General features: G+C 60.4%; 18 protein-coding genes. 11 read left to right on the top strand and 7 right to left on the bottom strand.

Annotation, left to right across the window (positions count from 1 at the left end; translation table 11 throughout):
* Window positions 1-79 precede the first annotated feature (79 nt).
* The gene (gene metR / locus EC919_RS07140; protein ID WP_065992512.1) at window positions 80-997 is read left to right on the top strand and encodes a transcriptional regulator MetR; all 918 of its coding nucleotides are present in this window, start codon (window positions 80-82) and stop codon (window positions 995-997) included.
* A gap of 386 nt (window positions 998-1,383) precedes the next feature.
* On the opposite strand, the gene EC919_RS07135 is transcribed toward metR, so the two are convergent.
* The 3 genes from EC919_RS07135 to EC919_RS07125 form a co-directional block, all read right to left on the bottom strand.
* The gene (locus tag EC919_RS07135) at window positions 1,384-1,788 is read right to left on the bottom strand and encodes an NUDIX hydrolase (RefSeq protein WP_133772502.1); all 405 of its coding nucleotides are present in this window, start codon (window positions 1,786-1,788) and stop codon (window positions 1,384-1,386) included.
* 2 nt (window positions 1,789-1,790) lie between these two features.
* On the bottom strand, window positions 1,791-2,882 hold the full coding sequence (ddlA, locus tag EC919_RS07130; RefSeq protein ID WP_133772500.1) for a D-alanine--D-alanine ligase: 1,092 nt from the start codon (window positions 2,880-2,882) through the stop codon (window positions 1,791-1,793).
* Between the two features lie 162 nt (window positions 2,883-3,044).
* Entirely contained in the window at window positions 3,045-3,314 is a 270-nt protein-coding gene (locus EC919_RS07125) for a type B 50S ribosomal protein L31 (protein WP_133772498.1), read from the bottom strand.
* Window positions 3,315-3,514: 200 nt separating this feature from the next.
* On the opposite strand from EC919_RS07125, the gene EC919_RS07120 reads away from it, so the two are divergent.
* From EC919_RS07120 to EC919_RS07090, 8 genes are all read left to right on the top strand, one after another.
* Window positions 3,515-3,886 (top strand): hypothetical protein, encoded by a 372-nt coding sequence (locus tag EC919_RS07120; protein WP_133772496.1) that lies wholly within the window; start codon window positions 3,515-3,517, stop codon window positions 3,884-3,886.
* A gap of 274 nt (window positions 3,887-4,160) precedes the next feature.
* The gene (locus EC919_RS07115) at window positions 4,161-4,607 is read left to right on the top strand and encodes a helix-turn-helix domain-containing protein (protein ID WP_133772620.1); all 447 of its coding nucleotides are present in this window, start codon (window positions 4,161-4,163) and stop codon (window positions 4,605-4,607) included.
* Between the two features lie 145 nt (window positions 4,608-4,752).
* Window positions 4,753-5,895 (top strand): OpgC domain-containing protein, encoded by a 1,143-nt coding sequence (locus EC919_RS07110; protein WP_133772494.1) that lies wholly within the window; start codon window positions 4,753-4,755, stop codon window positions 5,893-5,895.
* Between the two features lie 111 nt (window positions 5,896-6,006).
* Complete coding sequence (locus EC919_RS07105; RefSeq protein ID WP_133772492.1) at window positions 6,007-6,627, top strand: hypothetical protein; 621 nt, start codon at window positions 6,007-6,009, stop codon at window positions 6,625-6,627.
* A gap of 345 nt (window positions 6,628-6,972) precedes the next feature.
* Entirely contained in the window at window positions 6,973-7,110 is a 138-nt protein-coding gene (locus EC919_RS27365) for a hypothetical protein (protein WP_243842213.1), read from the top strand.
* Entirely contained in the window at window positions 7,111-10,026 is a 2,916-nt protein-coding gene (locus EC919_RS07100; RefSeq protein ID WP_243842219.1) for a transglycosylase domain-containing protein, read from the top strand.
* A gap of 128 nt (window positions 10,027-10,154) precedes the next feature.
* Window positions 10,155-10,748, top strand: a complete 594-nt coding sequence (locus tag EC919_RS07095; RefSeq protein WP_133772490.1) for a PadR family transcriptional regulator — start codon at window positions 10,155-10,157, stop codon at window positions 10,746-10,748.
* Window positions 10,745-11,515: a siderophore-interacting protein gene (locus tag EC919_RS07090; protein ID WP_133772488.1), complete on the top strand. Its 771-nt coding sequence runs from the start codon at window positions 10,745-10,747 to the stop codon at window positions 11,513-11,515. Before EC919_RS07095 ends, EC919_RS07090 begins: the two co-directional genes overlap by 4 nt.
* Window positions 11,516-11,672: 157 nt before the next feature.
* Here EC919_RS07090 and EC919_RS07085 read toward each other — a convergent pair whose 3' ends face one another.
* Both EC919_RS07085 and EC919_RS07080 read right to left on the bottom strand, forming a co-directional pair.
* Window positions 11,673-12,335 (bottom strand): Pr6Pr family membrane protein, encoded by a 663-nt coding sequence (locus tag EC919_RS07085; protein WP_133772486.1) that lies wholly within the window; start codon window positions 12,333-12,335, stop codon window positions 11,673-11,675.
* A 33-nt stretch (window positions 12,336-12,368) separates the two neighbouring features.
* Entirely contained in the window at window positions 12,369-12,596 is a 228-nt protein-coding gene (locus EC919_RS07080; protein WP_074888901.1) for a VF530 family DNA-binding protein, read from the bottom strand.
* A 567-nt stretch (window positions 12,597-13,163) separates the two neighbouring features.
* On the opposite strand from EC919_RS07080, the gene EC919_RS07075 reads away from it, so the two are divergent.
* Together EC919_RS07075 and EC919_RS07070 are read left to right on the top strand one after the other, a co-directional pair.
* Complete coding sequence (locus EC919_RS07075; protein WP_133772484.1) at window positions 13,164-14,546, top strand: carbohydrate porin; 1,383 nt, start codon at window positions 13,164-13,166, stop codon at window positions 14,544-14,546.
* A 113-nt stretch (window positions 14,547-14,659) separates the two neighbouring features.
* Window positions 14,660-17,092, top strand: coding sequence for a glucose/quinate/shikimate family membrane-bound PQQ-dependent dehydrogenase (locus tag EC919_RS07070; RefSeq protein WP_133772482.1), 2,433 nt, complete (start codon window positions 14,660-14,662; stop codon window positions 17,090-17,092).
* Window positions 17,093-17,266: 174 nt separating this feature from the next.
* On the opposite strand, the gene EC919_RS07065 is transcribed toward EC919_RS07070, so the two are convergent.
* On the bottom strand, window positions 17,267-17,698 hold the full coding sequence (locus EC919_RS07065; protein ID WP_133772480.1) for a group I truncated hemoglobin: 432 nt from the start codon (window positions 17,696-17,698) through the stop codon (window positions 17,267-17,269).
* Entirely contained in the window at window positions 17,698-18,588 is an 891-nt protein-coding gene (locus tag EC919_RS07060; protein ID WP_432213796.1) for a DUF3034 family protein, read from the bottom strand. The genes EC919_RS07065 and EC919_RS07060 overlap by 1 nt, the downstream gene beginning before the upstream one ends.
* Between the last annotated feature and the right edge of the window lie 9 nt (window positions 18,589-18,597).

The following is an 18,597-nucleotide window of genomic DNA, read 5'->3' as shown; positions in this document are numbered from 1 at the left end:
ATTGTCGACACTTCCGCCTGCATGAGACAAACTCATTAAATTCGTGTTGATCACAAAATTTACTCATGGAGCGCCGTCGGTGCTGGAAATTCGCCACCTGAAAACCCTGCATGCATTACGCGAGGCAGACAGCCTCGTTGATGCCGCCGACCGTCTGCATCTGACGCAATCGGCGCTGTCGCACCAGTTCAAGGAACTCGAAGAGCGCATGGGCATGCCGCTGTTCGTGCGCAAGACCAAACCGGTACGGTTCACCAGCGCAGGTTTGCGACTGCTGCAACTGGCCGACTCGGTGCTGCCGCAGTTGCGCCATGCCGAGCGCGATATCTCACGGCTCGCCGGCGGTGTCGCGGGGCGCCTGCACATGGCCATCGAATGCCACAGTTGCTTTCAGTGGCTGATGCCGACGATCGATCAGTTCCGCGATGCGTGGCCGGAGGTGGAGCTTGATCTGGCGTCGGGCTTCGCTTTCGCGCCCCTGCCCGCCCTGGCCCGTGGCGATCTGGATCTGGTGGTCACCTCGGACCCACTGGAACTGGCGGGCATTACCTACGTGCCGCTGTTCACCTACGAGGCCATGCTCGCGGTCGCCAATCAGCATCCGCTGGCCGCACGGCCTTATGTGGTGCCGGAGGATCTGATCAATGAAACCCTCATCACCTACCCCGTCGAGCGCGACCGACTGGACATCTTCACACGCTTTCTCGAGCCGGCCGACATCGAACCGGCGCAAGTGCGCACGTCCGAGCTGACGGTGATGATGATGCAACTGGTGGCCAGCGGCCGCGGCGTATGCGGGATGCCGCACTGGGCGCTGCATGAATACAGCTCACGCGGGTACGTGAAGGGCAAGCGACTGGGGGAAAAAGGATTGTTCGCCACGTTGTACGCGGCGATTCGCGCAGACATGCTGGACGCGCCTTACATGCGTGACTTCCTGCTGACAGCAAAAGACACGTCGTTTTCGACACTGGACGGGGTGAGTGCGGTTCGCTAAGGGCCGTGCAATCGGCAAATTGTAGGAGCGCGCTTGCCCGCGAAAGATTTTGCCTGTGACACATCGATCGCCTGAGCCACCGCCTTCGCGGGCAAGCGCGCTCCTACAATGGGGCGTGGCTTACCGACGATCCATATTGGGCGCAAAACTTGTGGGAGCGAGCTCGCTCGCGAATGCATTCGTGCAGACGCTGCACTGTCGTGAGACCCGCCGGATTCGCCAGCAAGCGGATACCTACGGACTGCGTGTACGCCACAGATCGTGGGCGTTACCGAGATCATTGTAGGAGCGCGCTTGCCCGCGAAAAGGGTCACTTACAATCCACCTTCGTGGCCTGACACGTTCCTTCGCGGGCAAGCGCGCTCCTACGGTTAATGGTGTCGAAGTCAGGCCGTCGCCAGGCTTCGGTACAGCGGCAATATCGAATCCCGGGTCAGCGGCGCCAGGTTCAACTGGTCGATATCCCCACCGTCGACCCACATCGCTTCCTCGATCTCCGCCGCGGGATTGACCGGGTCTTCAACCTGAACGCCGTACAGCTGGCAATTCACTTCAAAGCCCGGCTCATTCGCCGCCACCGCCGAAAACTCACCCAGGAATTGTGCTTGCTCGGGCGCGATGACCAGCCCCAGCTCCTCGTTCAGCTCGCGGGCCAGCGCTTCGAGCGCCGACTCACCTGCGTCGATCTTGCCGCCCGGCTGCATGAACGCTTCGGTCCCGCGCTTGCGCACCAACAATGTCTTGCCATCGGCGCGGGTCAGCAGCGCGGCGGCGATACGGAGCGTTTTCACCGTCACAGCACCACCTCGGTCTTCAGCGCGCGGGTTTCTTGGGCGCGCTCGAGCGCCAGTGTGATCAACCGGTCGATCAGCTCGGCGTAGCTCAATCCGCTGGCCTGCCAGAGTTTCGGGTACATGCTGATGGAGGTAAAACCGGGGAGCGTGTTGACCTCGTTGATGATGATTTCCCGTGCCTCGGTGACAAAGAAATCCACCCGCGCCAAACCGGCACAACCCAGCACGCGATAGGCCTGCAGCGCCACTTCACGCACGGCCTCGCTCAGGTCTTCGGGCATCTGCGCGGGGATGGCGATGCGCGCCTGACCGTCGTTCAGGTACTTGGTGTCGTACGCATAAAACTCGTCATTGGCCACGACCTCGCCGCACACGCTGACCTTCGGTTCGTGGTTGCCCAGTAAGGCGCATTCCACTTCACGACCGACGATACCCTGCTCGATCAGCACCTTGTTGTCGTAGTCGAAGGCCAATTTCAACGCCGCCGCATAGCCAGCTTCGTCGGTGACTTTGCTCACGCCGACCGACGATCCCTGACACGCCGGCTTGACGAAAAGCGGCAGGCCCAGCTGTGCAGAAACGCTGACGAAATCTACGGTCTCGCCACGCTGAAGGACCACAAACGGCGCGACCGAAATACCCGCATCGCGCAGCAGCCGCTTGGTCACGTCCTTGTCCATGCACGCCGCCGAGCTCAATACATCCGGGCCCACGAACGGAATGTCCAGCAGACGCAGCATGCCTTGCAGGCAGCCGTCTTCGCCGAAACTGCCGTGGATCAGCGGGAACACCACGTCGATGCGCGGCACCTCCTGCCCGGTCTGTACTTCCACGAACTGCGGCCCGCTGGCGCCCGGCATCAGCGAAAGCAAACGCCCTGAATCACTGAGTTTGATGTGCGCAGGATCGGTGGGGTTCTGCAGGTAATCCTGCTCGTCGAAGCGCAGCCAGTGGCCCTGCTTGTCGACGCCAATGAGGGTGATGGAAAAGGTGTTGCGATCAATCGCGTTGATCACGTTGCGCGCCGATTGCAACGACACTTCATGCTCGGAGGATTGCCCACCGAAAACGAGGGCGACTGACTTTTTCAAAGGGGGATGCTCCTGAATTTCAGGCCGCAGAGCTAAAAGCAATTTGGCCCGATAGTCCAGTGCCAAGGTGGCTTGCGAGACGGAATACAGGAAAAAAAAGGCAAAAAAATCCCGCGCCCGGGTGATCGACTGTCGATACCCGGAGCGCGGGAGGTGCCGCTGTCATTCCTCTTTCTTGGCGCCGGAGCCAAAGGTGGCGAAGCGCTTGTTGAAACCGGCAATTCGGCCTTCGGTGGTGGTCTTGCGCTGTTGGCCGGTGTACATGGGATGCGACGCGCTGGACACGTCGAGGGCAACATAAGGGTAGGTATTGCCATCGGTGTGAGCGTGCGTGCGGTCGGTCTCAACCGTGGAGCCGATCAGGAAAAACACATCGGCAGCGGTGTCGTGGAACAGCACCTGACGGTAGTCGGGATGGATGTCGGCTTTCATTATCCTTCTCCAGAATGTAAGCAATCATGTAATACGTTATACAGTATCAATTCGACAAAGTTCAATCGCAACCGATTTTGTAACGGTTACAACTTTCGGCTTTTCCACCGCCTCCCCTGCCGCTAACGTTCGCGCCTCTGACGACCCCAGCCCGGTCCTCAACGGGAACGGAATGAACAACAACACCAGGAGGTAGTGCCATGCACTTGATCGATCGATACGAAATGAGCGTCCCCGCACACATGAAGCTGATTGACGCCCGCAGCGCGTTGAATCATCTGCAGCGCCTGGTCCAGGCAACCGACGGCAAGCCTGACTCCGAGCAACTCGTCGGCCTGCTCGCAACGATCGTGGAGGCTTTTCACGAAGCCGCAGACGACGTAATGCCCGTCAATGACCACGACGTGTTCATGCGTCAGGCGTGCGAGTGGAACTACATCGGGTTGTCGCCCAGAGAGCGCGAAGTGCTCCACGAGATCCGCTGCTGCAATGACGAGGGCAAAGAAGACATTTATCGCATGATCAGCGAAACGCTGGACCGCAAGCCGATGCTGATGCCGGAACCTCAGTAATCCATGGTTGCATTCAGGATCTGCGCGCAGAAAAGGGGGCGCCGGTGAATAGCGCCCCTGCTGCGACGATCGTCGTACTAAATGCCGGTTGCAGGCCAGTCTGACGATTTCACCCGAATGAGATCGATTGAAAGCGTTCGGCCACCGTCGACCAGTCGATCTCGGAATGATCTACGGCTCACGCGCTAGGACGGCAGGCTCACCTGGCTACGCCATTGCATTTTCGTTTATTTCGAATAGCTTCATCAGCTCTTGCCCAAAGCGCCGGTACACCATGAATGCATCCACTGCGTCAGCCTTTCCCGAAGCCCGAGAAGTAGCAGCCGCCGTGCAGGGGCAACGGGATCTGGCGGCCTATCTGACAACCCGAACCGACACCCAGCGAATCGAAATCTATGATGCCGGGAACAAGGCACACACCGTCAACTTGCCCACCAGCGCACTTCGGCTGCTGGTCGAAATACTCGGAGAACTGGCTCTGGGCAACTCTGTCAAGGTTGTCCCGGTGCACGCCGAACTGACGACCCAAGAAGCCGCTGATCTTCTCAACGTTTCCAGGCCTCATCTGGTCAAGTTGCTTGAAGAAGGCGCTCTTCCCCACTTCAAAACCGGTCGCCACCGCAAAGTGTTGTTCTCTGACCTGATGACGCTCAAGAACAAACGCGACGAAGCCAACCGAGAAGCGATGGATGATTTGTCCCGGCTTTCAGAAGAGCTGTAGAGCGAGACATTCTGCAACATCCCCCCTTTGCTTTTACCCCGCAAACCCGCCACCCTGCGCGCCGCCGATCAGACCCTGCTGGCGGCAAGAAACCCTGGCCACCACTGGCCCCTCTTCTTCAAACACCTTTGCAAGGCCCACCGTCATGACGAACGGACGAGACCACCGGATCGACTTCTTTCGGGGTCTGGCGCTGATTTTCATTTTCTGGGATCACGTGCCGGACAACCCTTTCGCGCAACTGACGCTGCGCAATTTTGGTTTCAGCGACGCCGCTGAGGTGTTCGTTTTTCTCGCCGGCTATGCCGCTGTGCTCGCTTACGGGCGAGTGGCTCAGCGGGACGGTTACGTGGTGGCTTGCCTGCGCATTCTCCGGCGCACATGGGTGTTGTACGTCGCGCATATCTTCTTGCTGACGCTGCTGATGGGCATCGTTTTCGTCGCCAACAATCACGTCGAAACCCGTGACATGGTGCGGGAGATGGGCCTGGAGTATTTCGTCGGCAACCCGCAGCAGGCGCTGGCCGATGAACTGTTGCTGCGTTTCAAGCCCAACCTCACCGACCCGCTGCCGCTGTACATTCTGCTGATGGGCGCACTGCCGCTGATTCTGCCGATCATGCTGCGCAACGCCGCGCTGGCGATCGGCCTGTCGATCGCGCTGTACATGCTGGTGCCGCTGCTCGGCTGGAACCTGAGCGCCTACGAAGGCGGCGGTTACTGGTATTTCAATCCGGTCGCCTGGCAGCTGATCTTCGTGCTCGGCGGTGCCTTTGCCTTGCACACCCAGCGCGAGCTGACCGCAAAGCCCAGCGCTCGCCCGCTCTGGCAACAGCCGATGTTTCTCATAGCGGCGGCTTACCTGCTGATGGCCGGCGTCATCACCGTGCTGTGGAAATTTCCCGACGTGCATGACGCGCTCCTGCCTACCGCGCTCGCCGAATTGATTTACCCGATCAGCAAGACCGATCTGTCGCCGGTGCGCCTGCTGCATTTCCTTGCGCTGGTGTATGTCGTCGCGAAGACGCTGCCGACGTCGATGGCCTGGCTGAACAACTGGCCCGTCCAGCAGACCTGCAGGATGGGCCGCTATTCCCTAGAGATCTTCTGCCTGGGCGTCCTCCTCGCCCCGCTCGCCGACATGGCCAACGCGCTGGCCGACGATGCCTGGCAAATGCGCGTGATCACCGCGTTGCTCGGTCTGGGATTGATGCTGCTGTTGTCGAACTGGTTGGAGTTGAACAAGCGGCTGGGCAGTCCGAAGGCGGCGCGGGTGGTGAAGGTTTGAGAACCGGTTCGCACTAGGACGGAGCTTCGGAAATTTCCTACCGGTTTATCAGGCAAAGCTATTTCGCAGGGTGCCGTTACGCGAAGGAGTGGATAAATCAGCGGAGGAAAAATGGACATACAGGATCTGATAAAAAGCCCGGTGGTGACGCAAAACAAAACCTATGCACAGCAAAAGCCGGTGAGCGGAAAACCTGGCAAGGAGATTGGGGTTCCCTCCAGGGGCGTCGTAGATGAAGAAAGACCATGGCTTGCAGAGCCGAATCTGAAAGCCATTAAGAGCATGGGCGAATACCTATCTTTCAAAAAAATGGAGGCAAATATTGCGCTTGAACTAGCCAAAGTCGCCTACACCTCATTTAAAAACGAAATTTACAATTCACGGCCCGAGTTGGCTGCCAAGGATTTCAGCTTCAGCCTGGATGCCACTGGAAATATCCGAATAATTGATACGCATGGAACTCTGTCCAACGAAGAAAAGACGTGGCTAATAGAGCGAATTGATCATCGTGGATTGAAAGATCACCTAACAGATCATTTAAAGACGTCAGAACTGTTGGCAAAGTATGAAAAAACGGGATTCAGTGCTGGTTACAAGCTGGAAAACATGGATCTCGCCCGAATCATTGATTATGGAAAATTACTGGAAAGCGACGACATGGAGCAGACGTGGAAAAACCAAATCTCTGTGAGGGCGGAAAAACGGACCCCGTTTATCTCAGTGCGTATCTGAAGCATGGGCAAGCTTGGCTGCAGTCAACTGACGAGGCTGTAAACAAGAGATTTCCTACAATTCAGCCAGTCCCCTCAATGGCCTAAGACGAATCAGCCAGAAGACTCGCGGGTGCGATTGGTCTAAGCAGCGCTTACCACAAAGATGTGGCCGGAGGATGATGAATGGCCTGAGGGGAAGGGACCGACAGGGCGGCGGTCACAAACCCTTCGCTCGGGCCACCCAGCGTCTACGCTTGTATCAAGTGCGATGTGCAGGCTGGACCGGGCCAACGATATGGGCGCTTTTTGGCATTCCGATACGAAGAAGGCTGCGGTCAAGGCTGACAGTCAGGGGAACGGATCAGTGCCAGCCCATGCTCGCCCACGGCGTTACGTGTGGCGGTTTCTGCTGGTGGCGGTGCTGATGGCAGCGGTGATCCTGGGATTTGTGGTCTCGACCGAAATCCGCAGCTCTCGTCTGCAGGCCCAGGAGTTCAGCTAACTGGCCCAAGGCCTGAGCTACACCGTCGAAGCCGGTCCCAGCGACGCAATTGTCTATCCCGGTGACGGGCCTTTCGACAAACGACTTGGCTATTCCGCCCTCGGCGAATTCCTGCCGCGCTTGCTCAAGCGTGACTACCTGATCAACGCCCAGGCGCGGTTTTCCCCTGATCTTCTGTCCTACGCCAGGCGCGGTTTCTTCGTGCCGTATCAGGAGAAGATTCAATCCGGGCTGACCATTACCGACTGTCGCGCCGCGCCGCTGTATCAATACACCTACCCGCAGCAGCTGTATCCGACCTTCGCCGCCATCCCGCCGGTGTTGGTTAACAGCTTGCTGTTCATCGAGAACCGCGACTTGCTGGATGACCAGCGGCCGCTGGCGAATCCGGCGGTGGACTGGCCACGCTTTTTCAAAGCGGCGCTTTCCCAGGTGGCGAAACTGGTGGGATTGCCGGGGCAATCGGCCGGTGGCAGCACGCTGGCGACTCAGCTGGAGAAGTACCGACACTCGCCGGATGGCCTGACGCTGTCGGGCAGCGAGAAGATTCGTCAGATGGTGTCCGCCAGCGTTCGTGCCTATCAGCCGGGGCAGCAGACCCTTGAGGCGCGGCAACGGGTGGTGCGGGACTATCTCAATAGCGTGCCGCTGTCGGCGGTCCCCGGTCATGGCGAAGTCCACGGCATGGCCGAAGGTCTGCGGGTCTGGTACGGCGCGGATTTCGACCGCACCAACCAGTTGCTGGCTTCGACGGCCAACGACGATAAAACCCTGGCAGCGCAGGGTTTGGCGTTGCGCGAAGTCCTGTCGTTGGTGATCGCCCAGCGCAGGCCCTCACACTTTCTGGCGAAGGGACGCCAGGAACTCGCGGAATTGACGGACAGCCATTTGCGCGTGCTCGCACAGAATAAAGTCATCGATCAACCGCTGGCCGACGCCGCTCTGGCAGCCAGCGTGACCTATCGCGACTGGGTGCAGCAGCCGACCGTGCAGCCGATTGAGAGCAACAAAGGCATCACCGTCGCCCGCACCCGGCTGTCGAACATGCTCAACCGTTCGCTGTACGACCTCGATCGCCTGGACCTTTCCGCCACCAGCACGCTGCAAAACGACCTGCAGGTCAGCGTCAGTCAGTACCTGCGCGACCTCGCCAAGCCCGAGTTCGCCGGTCAGATGGGCTTGATCGGCGAACACCTGCTGACACCCACCAGCACCCAGGCGGTGCGTTACAGCTTCACCCTGTTCGAGCGCGATTCCGATGTCTCGCGGGTGCGGGTGCAGACGGACAGCACGGATCAGCCGTTCGACATCAACGAGGGCAGCAAGCTGGAGCTCGGTTCGACGGCCAAGATGCGCGTGCTGACGACCTACTTGCAGATCATCGCCGAGCTGCACGACAAGTATGCCGATCTGCCCAACAGCGCCCTGAAAAAAGTCTCGGTCGAGGCGTCCGATCGTCTGAGCCGCTGGGCAGTGGATTACCTGATTCAGAACAATGATCGCGACCTCTCGAAGATGCTCGCTGCCGCCCTTGATCGTCAGTATTCGGCCAGTCCTGGCGAGAGCTTTTTCACCGGGGGCGGCCTGCACCATTTCAACAATTTTCGCCGGGAGGACAACGCTCGCAACCCCACCCTTCGCGAGGCGTTGCGCGAGTCGATCAACTTGCCGTTCATTCGCCTGATGCGCGATCTGGTGCGCTACACCACCTATCAGGGGCCCAACAACAGCGCGGTGTTGCTCAAGGACGACAGCGATCCGAGGCGTCAGGAATACCTGGCGGATTTCGCCGACCGTGAGGGCAAGTCGTTCCTGCTGCGCTTCTGGAAGCGTTACAAAAACAAATCCACCCAGGACCGGCTCGACACCTTTCTCGACGGGGTGCATCCCGCGGCAAGCCGGCTCGCCGCCGTGCACCGCTACCTGCTGCCGGACGCCACGCAAAGCGCGTTCAATGCGTTCGTGCGGGCGCACATGGCCGGGGAAACGAGCAAGACGGCGCTGAATGAAAAGCGTCTGGACGAACTCTATTTCGCCTACGGCCCCGGCAAGTTCGACCTGCCGGATCAAGGCTACATTGCCCGCGTTCACCCGCTGGATCTGTGGCTGGTGGGGTATTTGCTGCAGAACCCGGACGCCACGTTCAAGGACGCCGTCGCGGCCAGCCGTTTTGAGCGTCAGGAAGTTTACAGCTGGCTGTTCAAGAGCCAGCACAAGAGCGCGCGCGACAGCCGTATTCGCACAATGCTGGAGATCGAAGCGTTTCTCGACATCCATCAGCGCTGGCAGAGGCTGGGCTACCCGTTCGATCACTTGGTGCCCTCGCTGGCGACCGCGATTGGCAGTTCCGGTGATCGACCCGCAGCGCTGGCCGAACTCATCGGCATCATCCAGAACGATGGCATTCGCCTGCCGGTGCTGCGCATCGGCAGCCTGCACTTCGCCGCGCAGACGCCTTACGACACCCAACTGATCAACAACCCCGAACTCGGCAAACGGGTGCTGCCCTCGGAAGTCGCTGCGGCCATGCGCGAGGCGCTTTCGCAGGTGGTCGATGCTGGCACGGCACGGCGCGTGTCCGGCAGTTTCAAAACCCATGACGGCAGCGTACTGGCCATGGGCGGCAAGACCGGCACGGGCGACAACCGCATCGAAAGCATCGGCGCAGGCGGGCGAATCCTGGCGTCCAAGGCCATCAATCGCACGGCGACCTTCGTGTTTTTTATCGGCGACAACCACTACGGCACGCTGACGGCGTACGTCCCGGGACGCGCCGCCGAGAGCTTCAAATTCACCTCCGCCCTTCCGGTGCAAGTGCTCAAAGGCATGGCGCCGATTCTCAATCCCTACCTGGAGCCGGGCACTTTCACGCAGTGCAAAGCGCCCGCGCCTACGCAAGTGGCTTCGCGTCTGTAGCCGGCTTTTCTTTGAAGTCATCGCGTTCATCCCCGAAATTGGCCAATAACCGTTCGTCTTAACGCATCTTGTGGAAACAGTAAGATATATCTTAAGGTATATCTAACTTGTACCAAGAGATAAAAAAAATGAAAGACCACTCACACGATCACCCCCACCACCACCGCCCTCACTTTGGCGAACACGGCGACGGCCGCGATGGTTTCGAGAAACGTACCGGCCGTGAACGCGGCGGCCGTGGGCCTCGGGTATTCGCCCCGGGCGACCTGAAATTGATGCTACTGGCGCTGATCGCCGATCAGCCGTGCCACGGTTATGACTTGATTCGCCAGATCGAAGCGCTGTTCGACGGGGCCTATAGCCCGAGCCCGGGCGTGATCTACCCGACGCTGACCTTTCTGGAAGAGAGCGAGCTGATTCAGGGCGATGCCGATGGCGGCAAGAAACGCTATCGCATCACCGAGGCCGGTCAGCAGTTTCTGACTGAGCAGGCCGTCGCGCTGGATGGCGTGAAAATGCGCATCGAAGTCAGCAAGCGCTCGTTACGCGGCCATGATCGTCCGCCGGAAATTCACGAGGCCGTGCACAACCTGCGTCATGCCTTGCAGATGCACCACGGCCGCTGGAACCCCGAGGAAATCCTGCGGGTTCGCGACCTGCTGAACGACACCGCAAAAGCCATCGTCGACGGCCAACAACCTGCAGCGGAGAAATCAGAATGAATGCACCCCAGGGAATTCACCGCGTCAGCCATGAGATCAAACGTCGCAAGCTGCAAGTGCTGAAGGTCACCGACATCACCCCGCGCATGCGCCGCATCACCTTGCACGGGCCGGAGCTTGAGGGCTTCATCAGTCTGGGCACGGATGACCACGTCAAGCTGTTGTTCGCCACCACGCCCGAAGAGCAGGCGGCGCTGGACAGTGACGCGCCGCTGCAAAACGCTGAAGGCCCGCGCCCGGCGATGCGCGATTACACCCCGCGTCGCTACGATCCGCAGACCGGCGAACTGGACATCGATTTCGTGCTGCATGGGGAGGGTCCGGCGGCGACCTGGGCGGCTCAGGCCGAAGCCGGGCAGACGCTGAATATCGCCGGGCCTCGGGGTTCGATGATCGTGCCGGACATGTTCGATAGCTACCTGCTGATCGGCGATGAGACGGCCCTCCCCGCCATCGGTCGTCGGCTGGAAGCCTTGCCGGGCGGTCGGCGTGCGCTGGTGGTCGTTGAAATCGATAACCCAGCGGAGCGCCAGGCGCTGACGAGCGATGCGCAGATCGAGGTGATTTGGGTGGTGCGTGGTCAGCAAGATCTGCTTGAGGTGACGCGCCAGTTGACCCTGCCGCAAGGCAGTTTGTATGCCTGGATAGCGACCGAATCGTCGCTGTCACGCAAGGTGCGGCGGGTGCTGCTGGATGAATTCAAGCTGGACGAAGCGGCCGTCAAGGCTGCGGGCTACTGGCGCGCGGACGGCTCGGACGAGGAATGAGGCCTACTCGCTACGAGGGGATAACGGAGTGGATCTGATTTCCCCTTGTAGGAGCGCACTTTCCCGCGAACGCGTTGGGTCAGTTCATGCAGCATCGCCTGGAAGACTGCAATCGCGGGCAAGCGCGCTCCTACAGGATGGGCGTCAGCCTTGGGGGTTACACTCGCGCTTTGCGCCCTAATACTCTGTCGATCATCAACACGACCAGCCCGATCCCTACAAACCCCGCCAGCACCCCCAACGCATTCGCCAGCGCCTGGGCCACTCCCAATGTGCCGATGTCGAGGAACGGATAGAGGTAGTCCCCGAAGGCATTTCCGCGCAACAGCAAATAGCCGAAGTAAACGACGGGATACAGCATCCACATCAGCACATGTCGGGGTTTCAGCAGGCCTTTGGGCACCATAAACAACCAGTAGCCGAGGAACAGCAGCGGCATGACGTCGTGCAGCAATTCGTCGGCGATCCGCTGCCAGCCCTCGGGCGTCCACAGATGGCGCAGCAGTACGTTATAGGCGAGGCTCACCAGAATGATGCTGGTGGTGATGCCGGCGCAGACAACGGGAGAACGGAAGAACCGGTATCCCGCCAAATGCCGGTCGATGACCGCACAGCTGAGCGCCACTGCCACCAGCGTGTTGGTGACCACGGTGAAGAAGCTGCAGAAGCGCACCAGTCCGCCGAGAAGACTGGCGTGGTCGATCCATCGTCCCCACAGAATCAGGTACAGCTGCACTGCGAGCCCGAACCAGCCGAGCATGGCCGCCGTGATGACGAAACGGCGCCGGCCTTGGGACAGCTGCAGCGTGGGGCTTTGCATGTCGATCAGATCCCTGGCAGTCGGCGAGTCAGCTCACGGGCGCTTGGTGCGCGCCAGCTTGATGTACAACCCTTCGACCTTCTCCCGCGCCCAGGGTGTCTTGCGCAGAAACGTCAGGCTGGACTTGATGCTTGGGTCGCTCTTGAAGCAGCGAATGTCGATCCGTTCGGCCAGGCCCGACCACTCGTAATGCTCGACCAGCGCGATGAGGATCTGCTCCAGGGTCACGCCGTGCAGCGGGTTATTGTTGGGTGTGGTCATGGCGGGCCTATGGACGCTGAGGGGACGGGCTGATCGGACAAGAGGTTTCGCGAGCTGCGCACCTTAGCGGACGGACCGCCGGGTGTGAAGGGTTGGGTGATAGTGGGACCGGCTTCAGCCGGGAAAGCGTCATTCGCCACACCGCAACTTTTGCGGTGCTCACACCGGCCCCTTCCCGGCTAAAGCCGGTCCCACAATTGGATCGCATGCATTCAGCCGGAAAAGCCCCAGACGCCGCCGCTGAATCCTGCAACTGAACACGCCTGCTAAACGCGTATCCATGCGCCACCTGCAAAGGTCTTCGGGATATTGGCCTTCCCCGCTGCAACGTAAACAGCCTGATTGAACAACGGACAGCGCTACCCTGGCCACCCGCCACTGTTACGCCAACCGCAACGATCCATGTCGCAATTTCGACTTTTTTAAAAATCGTTAGCGTCCTATCATCGCCGCCCTAAACGCTGAAACGGTTAATTCGTCATTTGTTAAGACCTTGCAATGCGCCTCCAGAGCGTTGCGAGCGGCATCGCCTTTTGCTCTCGAATAACTCAAAAAGACCTACGCCCTATGCCCAGTCATCTGAAACGCCCGACCTGCACCCCGACCTGCCAATCGTCCCGAGCCCTTCGTCATGCCAGTGCGCTGAGCCTCGCGGCGCTGGGGTTTGCGAGCTGCGCCCACGCCGCGCCGGCGTTCGACAGCACGTCGCCGTGGATGCTGGGTGACTGGGGCGGCAAGCGCAGCGAGCTTTCCGAACAGGGTTACGACTTCAAGCTCGACTCCGTCGTCGAAGTGGGCTCAAACCTGCACGGCGGTTACAACCATGACAAGGCCACCCGCTACAGCGACCAGTTCGCCCTCGGCGCGCATATGGACCTGCAGAAGATCCTCGGCTGGCACGACGCAGAATTTCAGCTGACCCTCACCAACCGCAACGGCGACAACATCAGCAACGACCGCGTGGGCGACCCACGCACCGGCACCATTTCGTCGTCTCAGGAAGTCTGGGGCCGGGGCAATGTCACGCGCCTGACCGACCTCTGGTACCAGCAGAAATTTCTCGACCAGACGCTCAGCGTAAAAGTCGGCCGGTTCAACGAAGGCGAAGACTTCAACACCTTCCCGTGCGACTTCCAGAACCTGGCGCTGTGCGGCTCGCAGGTCGGCAACTGGGGCGGCGGTATCTGGTACAACTGGCCGATCAGCCAGTGGGCGATGCGCGTCAAATACCAGCTGAACCCCGAGCTGTTCGTGCAGGTCGGTGCGTTCGAGCAGAACCCGTCGAACCTGGAAAACGACAACGCCTTCAAACTCAGCGGCAGCGGCACCCAGGGCGCGGTATTGCCGGTCGAAGTGGTCTGGTCGCCGAAGGTCAACGGCCTGCCGGGCGAATACCGCGCTGGTTACTACTACAGCACCGCCGACAGCAGCGACGTTTACAAGGACAGCAACGGTCGATACGCCGCCCAGAGCGGCGATGATTACGCCTCTTCGTCCAGCAAACACGGCATGTGGCTGACCTTGCGCCAGCAGGTCACGAGTGACGCCAGCGACAACAGCCGCGGCCTGAGCCTGTTCGCCAACGGCACGCTGCACGACAAGAAAACCAACATGATCGACAACTTCGTTGCCCTCGGCGCGACGTACAAAGGCCCGTTCGATGCGCGCCCCGAGGACGACATCGGCGTGGGCATCAGCCGCATCCACGTCAACCCGGCGTACCGCAAGAACATCAACCTGCGCAATCAGGCCGCAGGCGTCTCGGATTACAACGACCCGGCGTTCCTGCCCGTGCAGGACACCGAATACAACGCCGAAATCTACTACGGCGTGCACGTCGCCAACTGGCTGACCGTGCGCCCGAACCTGCAATTCATCCGTCATCCGGGCGGCGTGAATCAGGTCGATGACGCACTGGTCGCGGGGTTGAAAATCCAGTCCTCGTTTTGATCGGCCCCACTCTTCCGTCTGCATCCAGGCATCGGCATTGAAGGCATGGCTTACCCGCCGGGCCTTCACGCCAACACGCGTTAACCACCACATCGTTACGGAGTACAACACTTATGAGCACTGAGGGTGCTTTCGGTAAGGGTCGCCTGCTTCCGAGCTTGCTCGGGCTGGTGATTCTGATAATGGGTCTGGCTTTGCTGGTCGGCGGCATCAAACTGCTGACGCTGGGCGGGTCGCTTTACTACCTGCTGGCCGGCATCGGCTTCGCCATCACCGGCGTCCTGCTGATGATGGGTCGCAGCGCGGCATTCGGTCTGTACGCACTGGTGCTGTTCGCCAGTACGGTGTGGGCGCTGTGGGAAGTGGGCCTGGATTGGTGGCAACTGGTGCCGCGTCTGGCACTCTGGTTTGCTCTGGGCATCGTGATGCTGCTGCCATGGTTCCGTCGTCCGGTCCTGCGTGGCCAGGTCGGCGATACCGGTACTCGCGCATTGGGCGCCGCCGTGATTGTGGCGGGCATCGCCGCGCTGGCCAGCCAATTCACCCATCCCGGTGAAATCAAAGGCCAGCTGGACCGCGAAACCGCCGGCACCACCAGTGCCGCGCCGGCCATGCCGGACGGCGACTGGCAGTCCTACGGCCGCACGGCCTTTGGCGATCGCTACTCGCCGCTGTCGCAGATCACCCCGGACAACGTCAGCAAGCTGGTCCCGGCGTGGACCTATCGCACGGGCGACATTCCGGGTCCGAACGATCCAGGTGAAACCACGGCCGAAAACACCCCGCTGAAAGTCAACGGCATGCTCTACGTCTGCACGCCGCACAGCCAGGTCATCGCACTGGACCCGGACACCGGCAAGGAAATCTGGCGCTTCGATCCGAAGATCAGCAGCGGCAAAGCAGCCAACTTCAAGGGTTGGGCGCACATGACCTGCCGTGGCGTGTCGTATCACGATGACGCCGCTTACGCTGCCGCCGCTCCAACTGACGCTGCAGCACCTGCGCAAAGCCCGGCCGCTCCGGCGGTTGCCGGCGCAGCCAACGCCTGCCCGCGTCGGATCTTCCTGCCGACCGCCGACACGCGCCTGATCGCACTGAACGCCGACACCGGCAAAATGTGTGAAGACTTCGGCACCCACGGCTCGATCGACCTGAGCGCCAACATCGGTACGTACGCACCGGGCGGCTACTACTCGACGTCGCCACCGGCAGTGACCAAGGACCTGGTGGTGATTGGCGGTCACGTCACCGACAACGTTTCCACCGACGAGCCTTCGGGCGTGATCCGTGCGTTCGATGTGCACACCGGCCGTCTGGTCTGGAACTGGGACAGCGGCAATCCGGACGACACCACGCCGCTTGCCGAGGGCAAGACCTACACCCGCAACTCGCCCAACATGTGGTCGATGTTCAGCGTGGACGAAAAGCTGGGCATGCTCTACCTGCCGATGGGCAACCAGATGCCTGACCAGTGGGGCGGCAACCGCACCGAGGCGTCGGAGAAATTCAGCGCCGGTCTCGTCGCGCTGGACATTGCCACCGGTCACGTCAAATGGCATTTCCAGTTCACCCACCACGACCTGTGGGACATGGACGTCGGCGGTCAGCCAACGCTCATGGACATGAAAACCGCTGACGGCGTGAAGCCTGCTGTTCTGGCCTCGACCAAGCAAGGCAGCATCTATGTGCTGGACCGCAGCAACGGTCAGCCCATCGTGCCGATCAACGAAATTCCTGTACCCCAGGGCGCGGTTGCTGGCGATCACACCTCCCCTACCCAGCCTAAGTCTGACCTGAACTTCATGCCGCCGCCGTTGAAAGAACGCGACATGTGGGGCGTGACGCCGTTTGACCAGATGCTTTGCCGCATCGACTTCAAATCCCTGCGCTATGAAGGTCCGTTCACCCCGCCGTCGCTGCAAGGCTCGCTGGTGTATCCGGGTAACTTTGGCGTGTTCGACTGGGGCGGCATTTCGGTTGATCCTGTGCGTCAGATTGCTTTCGTGAACCCGAGCTACATGGCGTTCCGTTCCAAACTGGTACCGGCGGCCGAAGTCGAAGGCGGCCCGGGTCGCAAGAGCGAAACCGAAGGCGTGCAGCCGAACAAGGGCGCGCCGTACGGCGTGATACTTGAAGCACTGTTGTCGCCAATGGGTCTGCCTTGCCAGGCGCCGGCATGGGGTTACGTGGCGGCGGTCGATCTGACCAACCACCAGACCATCTGGAAGCACAAGAACGGCACCGTGCGTGACAGCTCGCCGGTTCCGATCCCGCTGACCATGGGCGTTCCAAGCCTGGGCGGCACGTTCATCACCGCCAGCGGCGTGTCGTTCCTCAGCGCCACGCTCGACCAGTACCTGCGCGCCTACGACGTTCGTAACGGCAAGCAGTTGTGGGAAGGTCGTCTGCCAGCAGGCGCTCAAACCACGCCGATGACCTACACCGGCAAGGACGGCAAGCAATACGTGCTGGTCGTTGCAGGCGGTCACGGTTCGCTGGGCACCAAACAGGGCGATTACGTTATTGCCTACAAACTGCCGGATTGATCAGCTTCACTGATTAGCTTCGTGCAGTAACAGAAAAGGCGGTCCCGAAAGGTGACCGCCTTTTTTTCTGCGCATTGAAAAGTGGTTTAGCGTGAAGCGGACTCGATAGACGCGCTGAAGGGGACTGATTTATTTACAACGCTTCACCGTAAATTAATCTGTCCCCTTTGCCTCCTACTTCTCGATTACCTCCCCACGCTCGGGCGCGAGCCGGGCAATGAACCGGTTCTGCGTTGTCACCGGAATGTGCTGCTCGTTCATGGCAGCAATGAGATCCTCGACCAGCGCATTGAAATCGCTGCGGCTGAGGTTCATGCCCTTGTGCACTTCTTCCAGGGAGTCACCCGTGTACGTGCACGGCCCGCCTGCCTCGACGCAGAACCGCTCCACCAGCTTGTCGCGCACCCTGTCGATGTCGACCTTGGCGAAGTATTTATAGATGCGGTCATCCTGGGCAATGTGCAGCAGCATGCCTTCGACGATTTTCTGGATGCCGGCGCGCTGGCCCAGGTCCTGATAAAGGCTGTCGTCCTTGGCCGGCTGTTGCGCGCACCCCGCCAGCAGCGACAGACTGAGCCCGACGATCAGCCAAAAAGACCGCCCCATCAGAAACTCCCCTGCACGGAAAGGTACGTGCCGTTCTGGTTGTCCAGCGTGGCGATTTCACCGAGCCGGGCGTAGGCCAGCACCACGGAAACATGCTTGTTGGGAAACCAGCCGACAAAGAAGTCTGCCCAGTCGCTTTCGCCGGCGAACGACAGGTTGTCGGGCTTCTCGCGGTAGTCCATCCCCACCGCCCAGTGGGGGTTGAACAGGATCGCGGCACCGCCCTCTTTCAGTACGCTGCGGGTATCGCGCCGGTCGCCACCGAAACCCATCAAACCGGTTTCGTTGGCGCGGCTGTAACGCAAGCCGGCGTTGACCACCACGTTGTAGCCAAAGGCTGCGCCCATGAACAGACGGCTCGCCGTGACGTAACCCTCGACGTCCGAATCCCGTTTGGCGCCCACCAGGCTTGGGATGAGGAAATCATTCTGGTGTTTGTATTCCAGCCCCGCCGACACCTGGGGCAACTGATCGTAGATCAGGTCGCCAAACAGGCGGACCTTCACGCCAAAGATGTCCTGGGTGAGGTTGTCTTCGGGGAGGTTGAGCTTGCTGACCAGTGAGCCCAGATCGAAGCGTTGATGGGCGTAGGAAATCTCGACGCGATTACCATAGGACGCCGCTGCGCCGACCACATCCAGGGTGTAGTCCGGCAAGTCGACGTGGGTCGCGAACGCGTTGCCGCCCCACTCGCCCTGCTCGTCATACCCGGCCAGCATGGCCCAGGGAATGATCCCGCCGCCTGCGCCGCCTTCAATGCTGCTGGCGCCGCCGGTGGCAATCAGCCGGCCTTGCTCGGCGTCGGCCGCTGGTGAAACCCACGCCGCGCAGGCCCCTACCACACTGGCCAGTACCACGGGGTTCAAATACATCGAAAGGCTTAGTGCCATAGACCTTCG

This window comes from Pseudomonas graminis (assembly GCF_004364335.1).
GTDB lineage: Bacteria > Pseudomonadota > Gammaproteobacteria > Pseudomonadales > Pseudomonadaceae > Aquipseudomonas > Aquipseudomonas graminis_D.
The sequence above is the reverse complement of the archived record's forward strand: the minus strand, read 5'-3'. Positions and strand labels throughout refer to the sequence as shown.

Excerpts from the sequence above, each read along its gene's own strand:
- EC919_RS07065 (WP_133772480.1), bottom strand. The coding sequence starts at position 17,698 with ATGGGGCGGTCTTTTTGGCTGATCGTCGGGCTCAGTCTGTCGCTGCTG.
- EC919_RS07120 (WP_133772496.1), top strand. The coding sequence starts at position 3,515 with ATGCACTTGATCGATCGATACGAAATGAGCGTCCCCGCACACATGAAG.
- EC919_RS07110 (WP_133772494.1), top strand. The coding sequence starts at position 4,753 with ATGACGAACGGACGAGACCACCGGATCGACTTCTTTCGGGGTCTGGCG.
- EC919_RS07060 (WP_432213796.1), bottom strand. The coding sequence starts at position 18,588 with ATGGCACTAAGCCTTTCGATGTATTTGAACCCCGTGGTACTGGCCAGT.
- EC919_RS07095 (WP_133772490.1), top strand. The coding sequence starts at position 10,155 with ATGAAAGACCACTCACACGATCACCCCCACCACCACCGCCCTCACTTT.
- EC919_RS07070 (WP_133772482.1), top strand. The coding sequence starts at position 14,660 with ATGAGCACTGAGGGTGCTTTCGGTAAGGGTCGCCTGCTTCCGAGCTTG.
- EC919_RS07080 (WP_074888901.1), bottom strand. The coding sequence starts at position 12,596 with ATGACCACACCCAACAATAACCCGCTGCACGGCGTGACCCTGGAGCAG.
- EC919_RS07085 (WP_133772486.1), bottom strand. The coding sequence starts at position 12,335 with ATGCAAAGCCCCACGCTGCAGCTGTCCCAAGGCCGGCGCCGTTTCGTC.
- EC919_RS07115 (WP_133772620.1), top strand. The coding sequence starts at position 4,161 with ATGAATGCATCCACTGCGTCAGCCTTTCCCGAAGCCCGAGAAGTAGCA.
- EC919_RS07105 (WP_133772492.1), top strand. The coding sequence starts at position 6,007 with ATGGACATACAGGATCTGATAAAAAGCCCGGTGGTGACGCAAAACAAA.
- EC919_RS07125 (WP_133772498.1), bottom strand. The coding sequence starts at position 3,314 with ATGAAAGCCGACATCCATCCCGACTACCGTCAGGTGCTGTTCCACGAC.
- EC919_RS07090 (WP_133772488.1), top strand. The coding sequence starts at position 10,745 with ATGAATGCACCCCAGGGAATTCACCGCGTCAGCCATGAGATCAAACGT.
- EC919_RS07075 (WP_133772484.1), top strand. The coding sequence starts at position 13,164 with ATGCCCAGTCATCTGAAACGCCCGACCTGCACCCCGACCTGCCAATCG.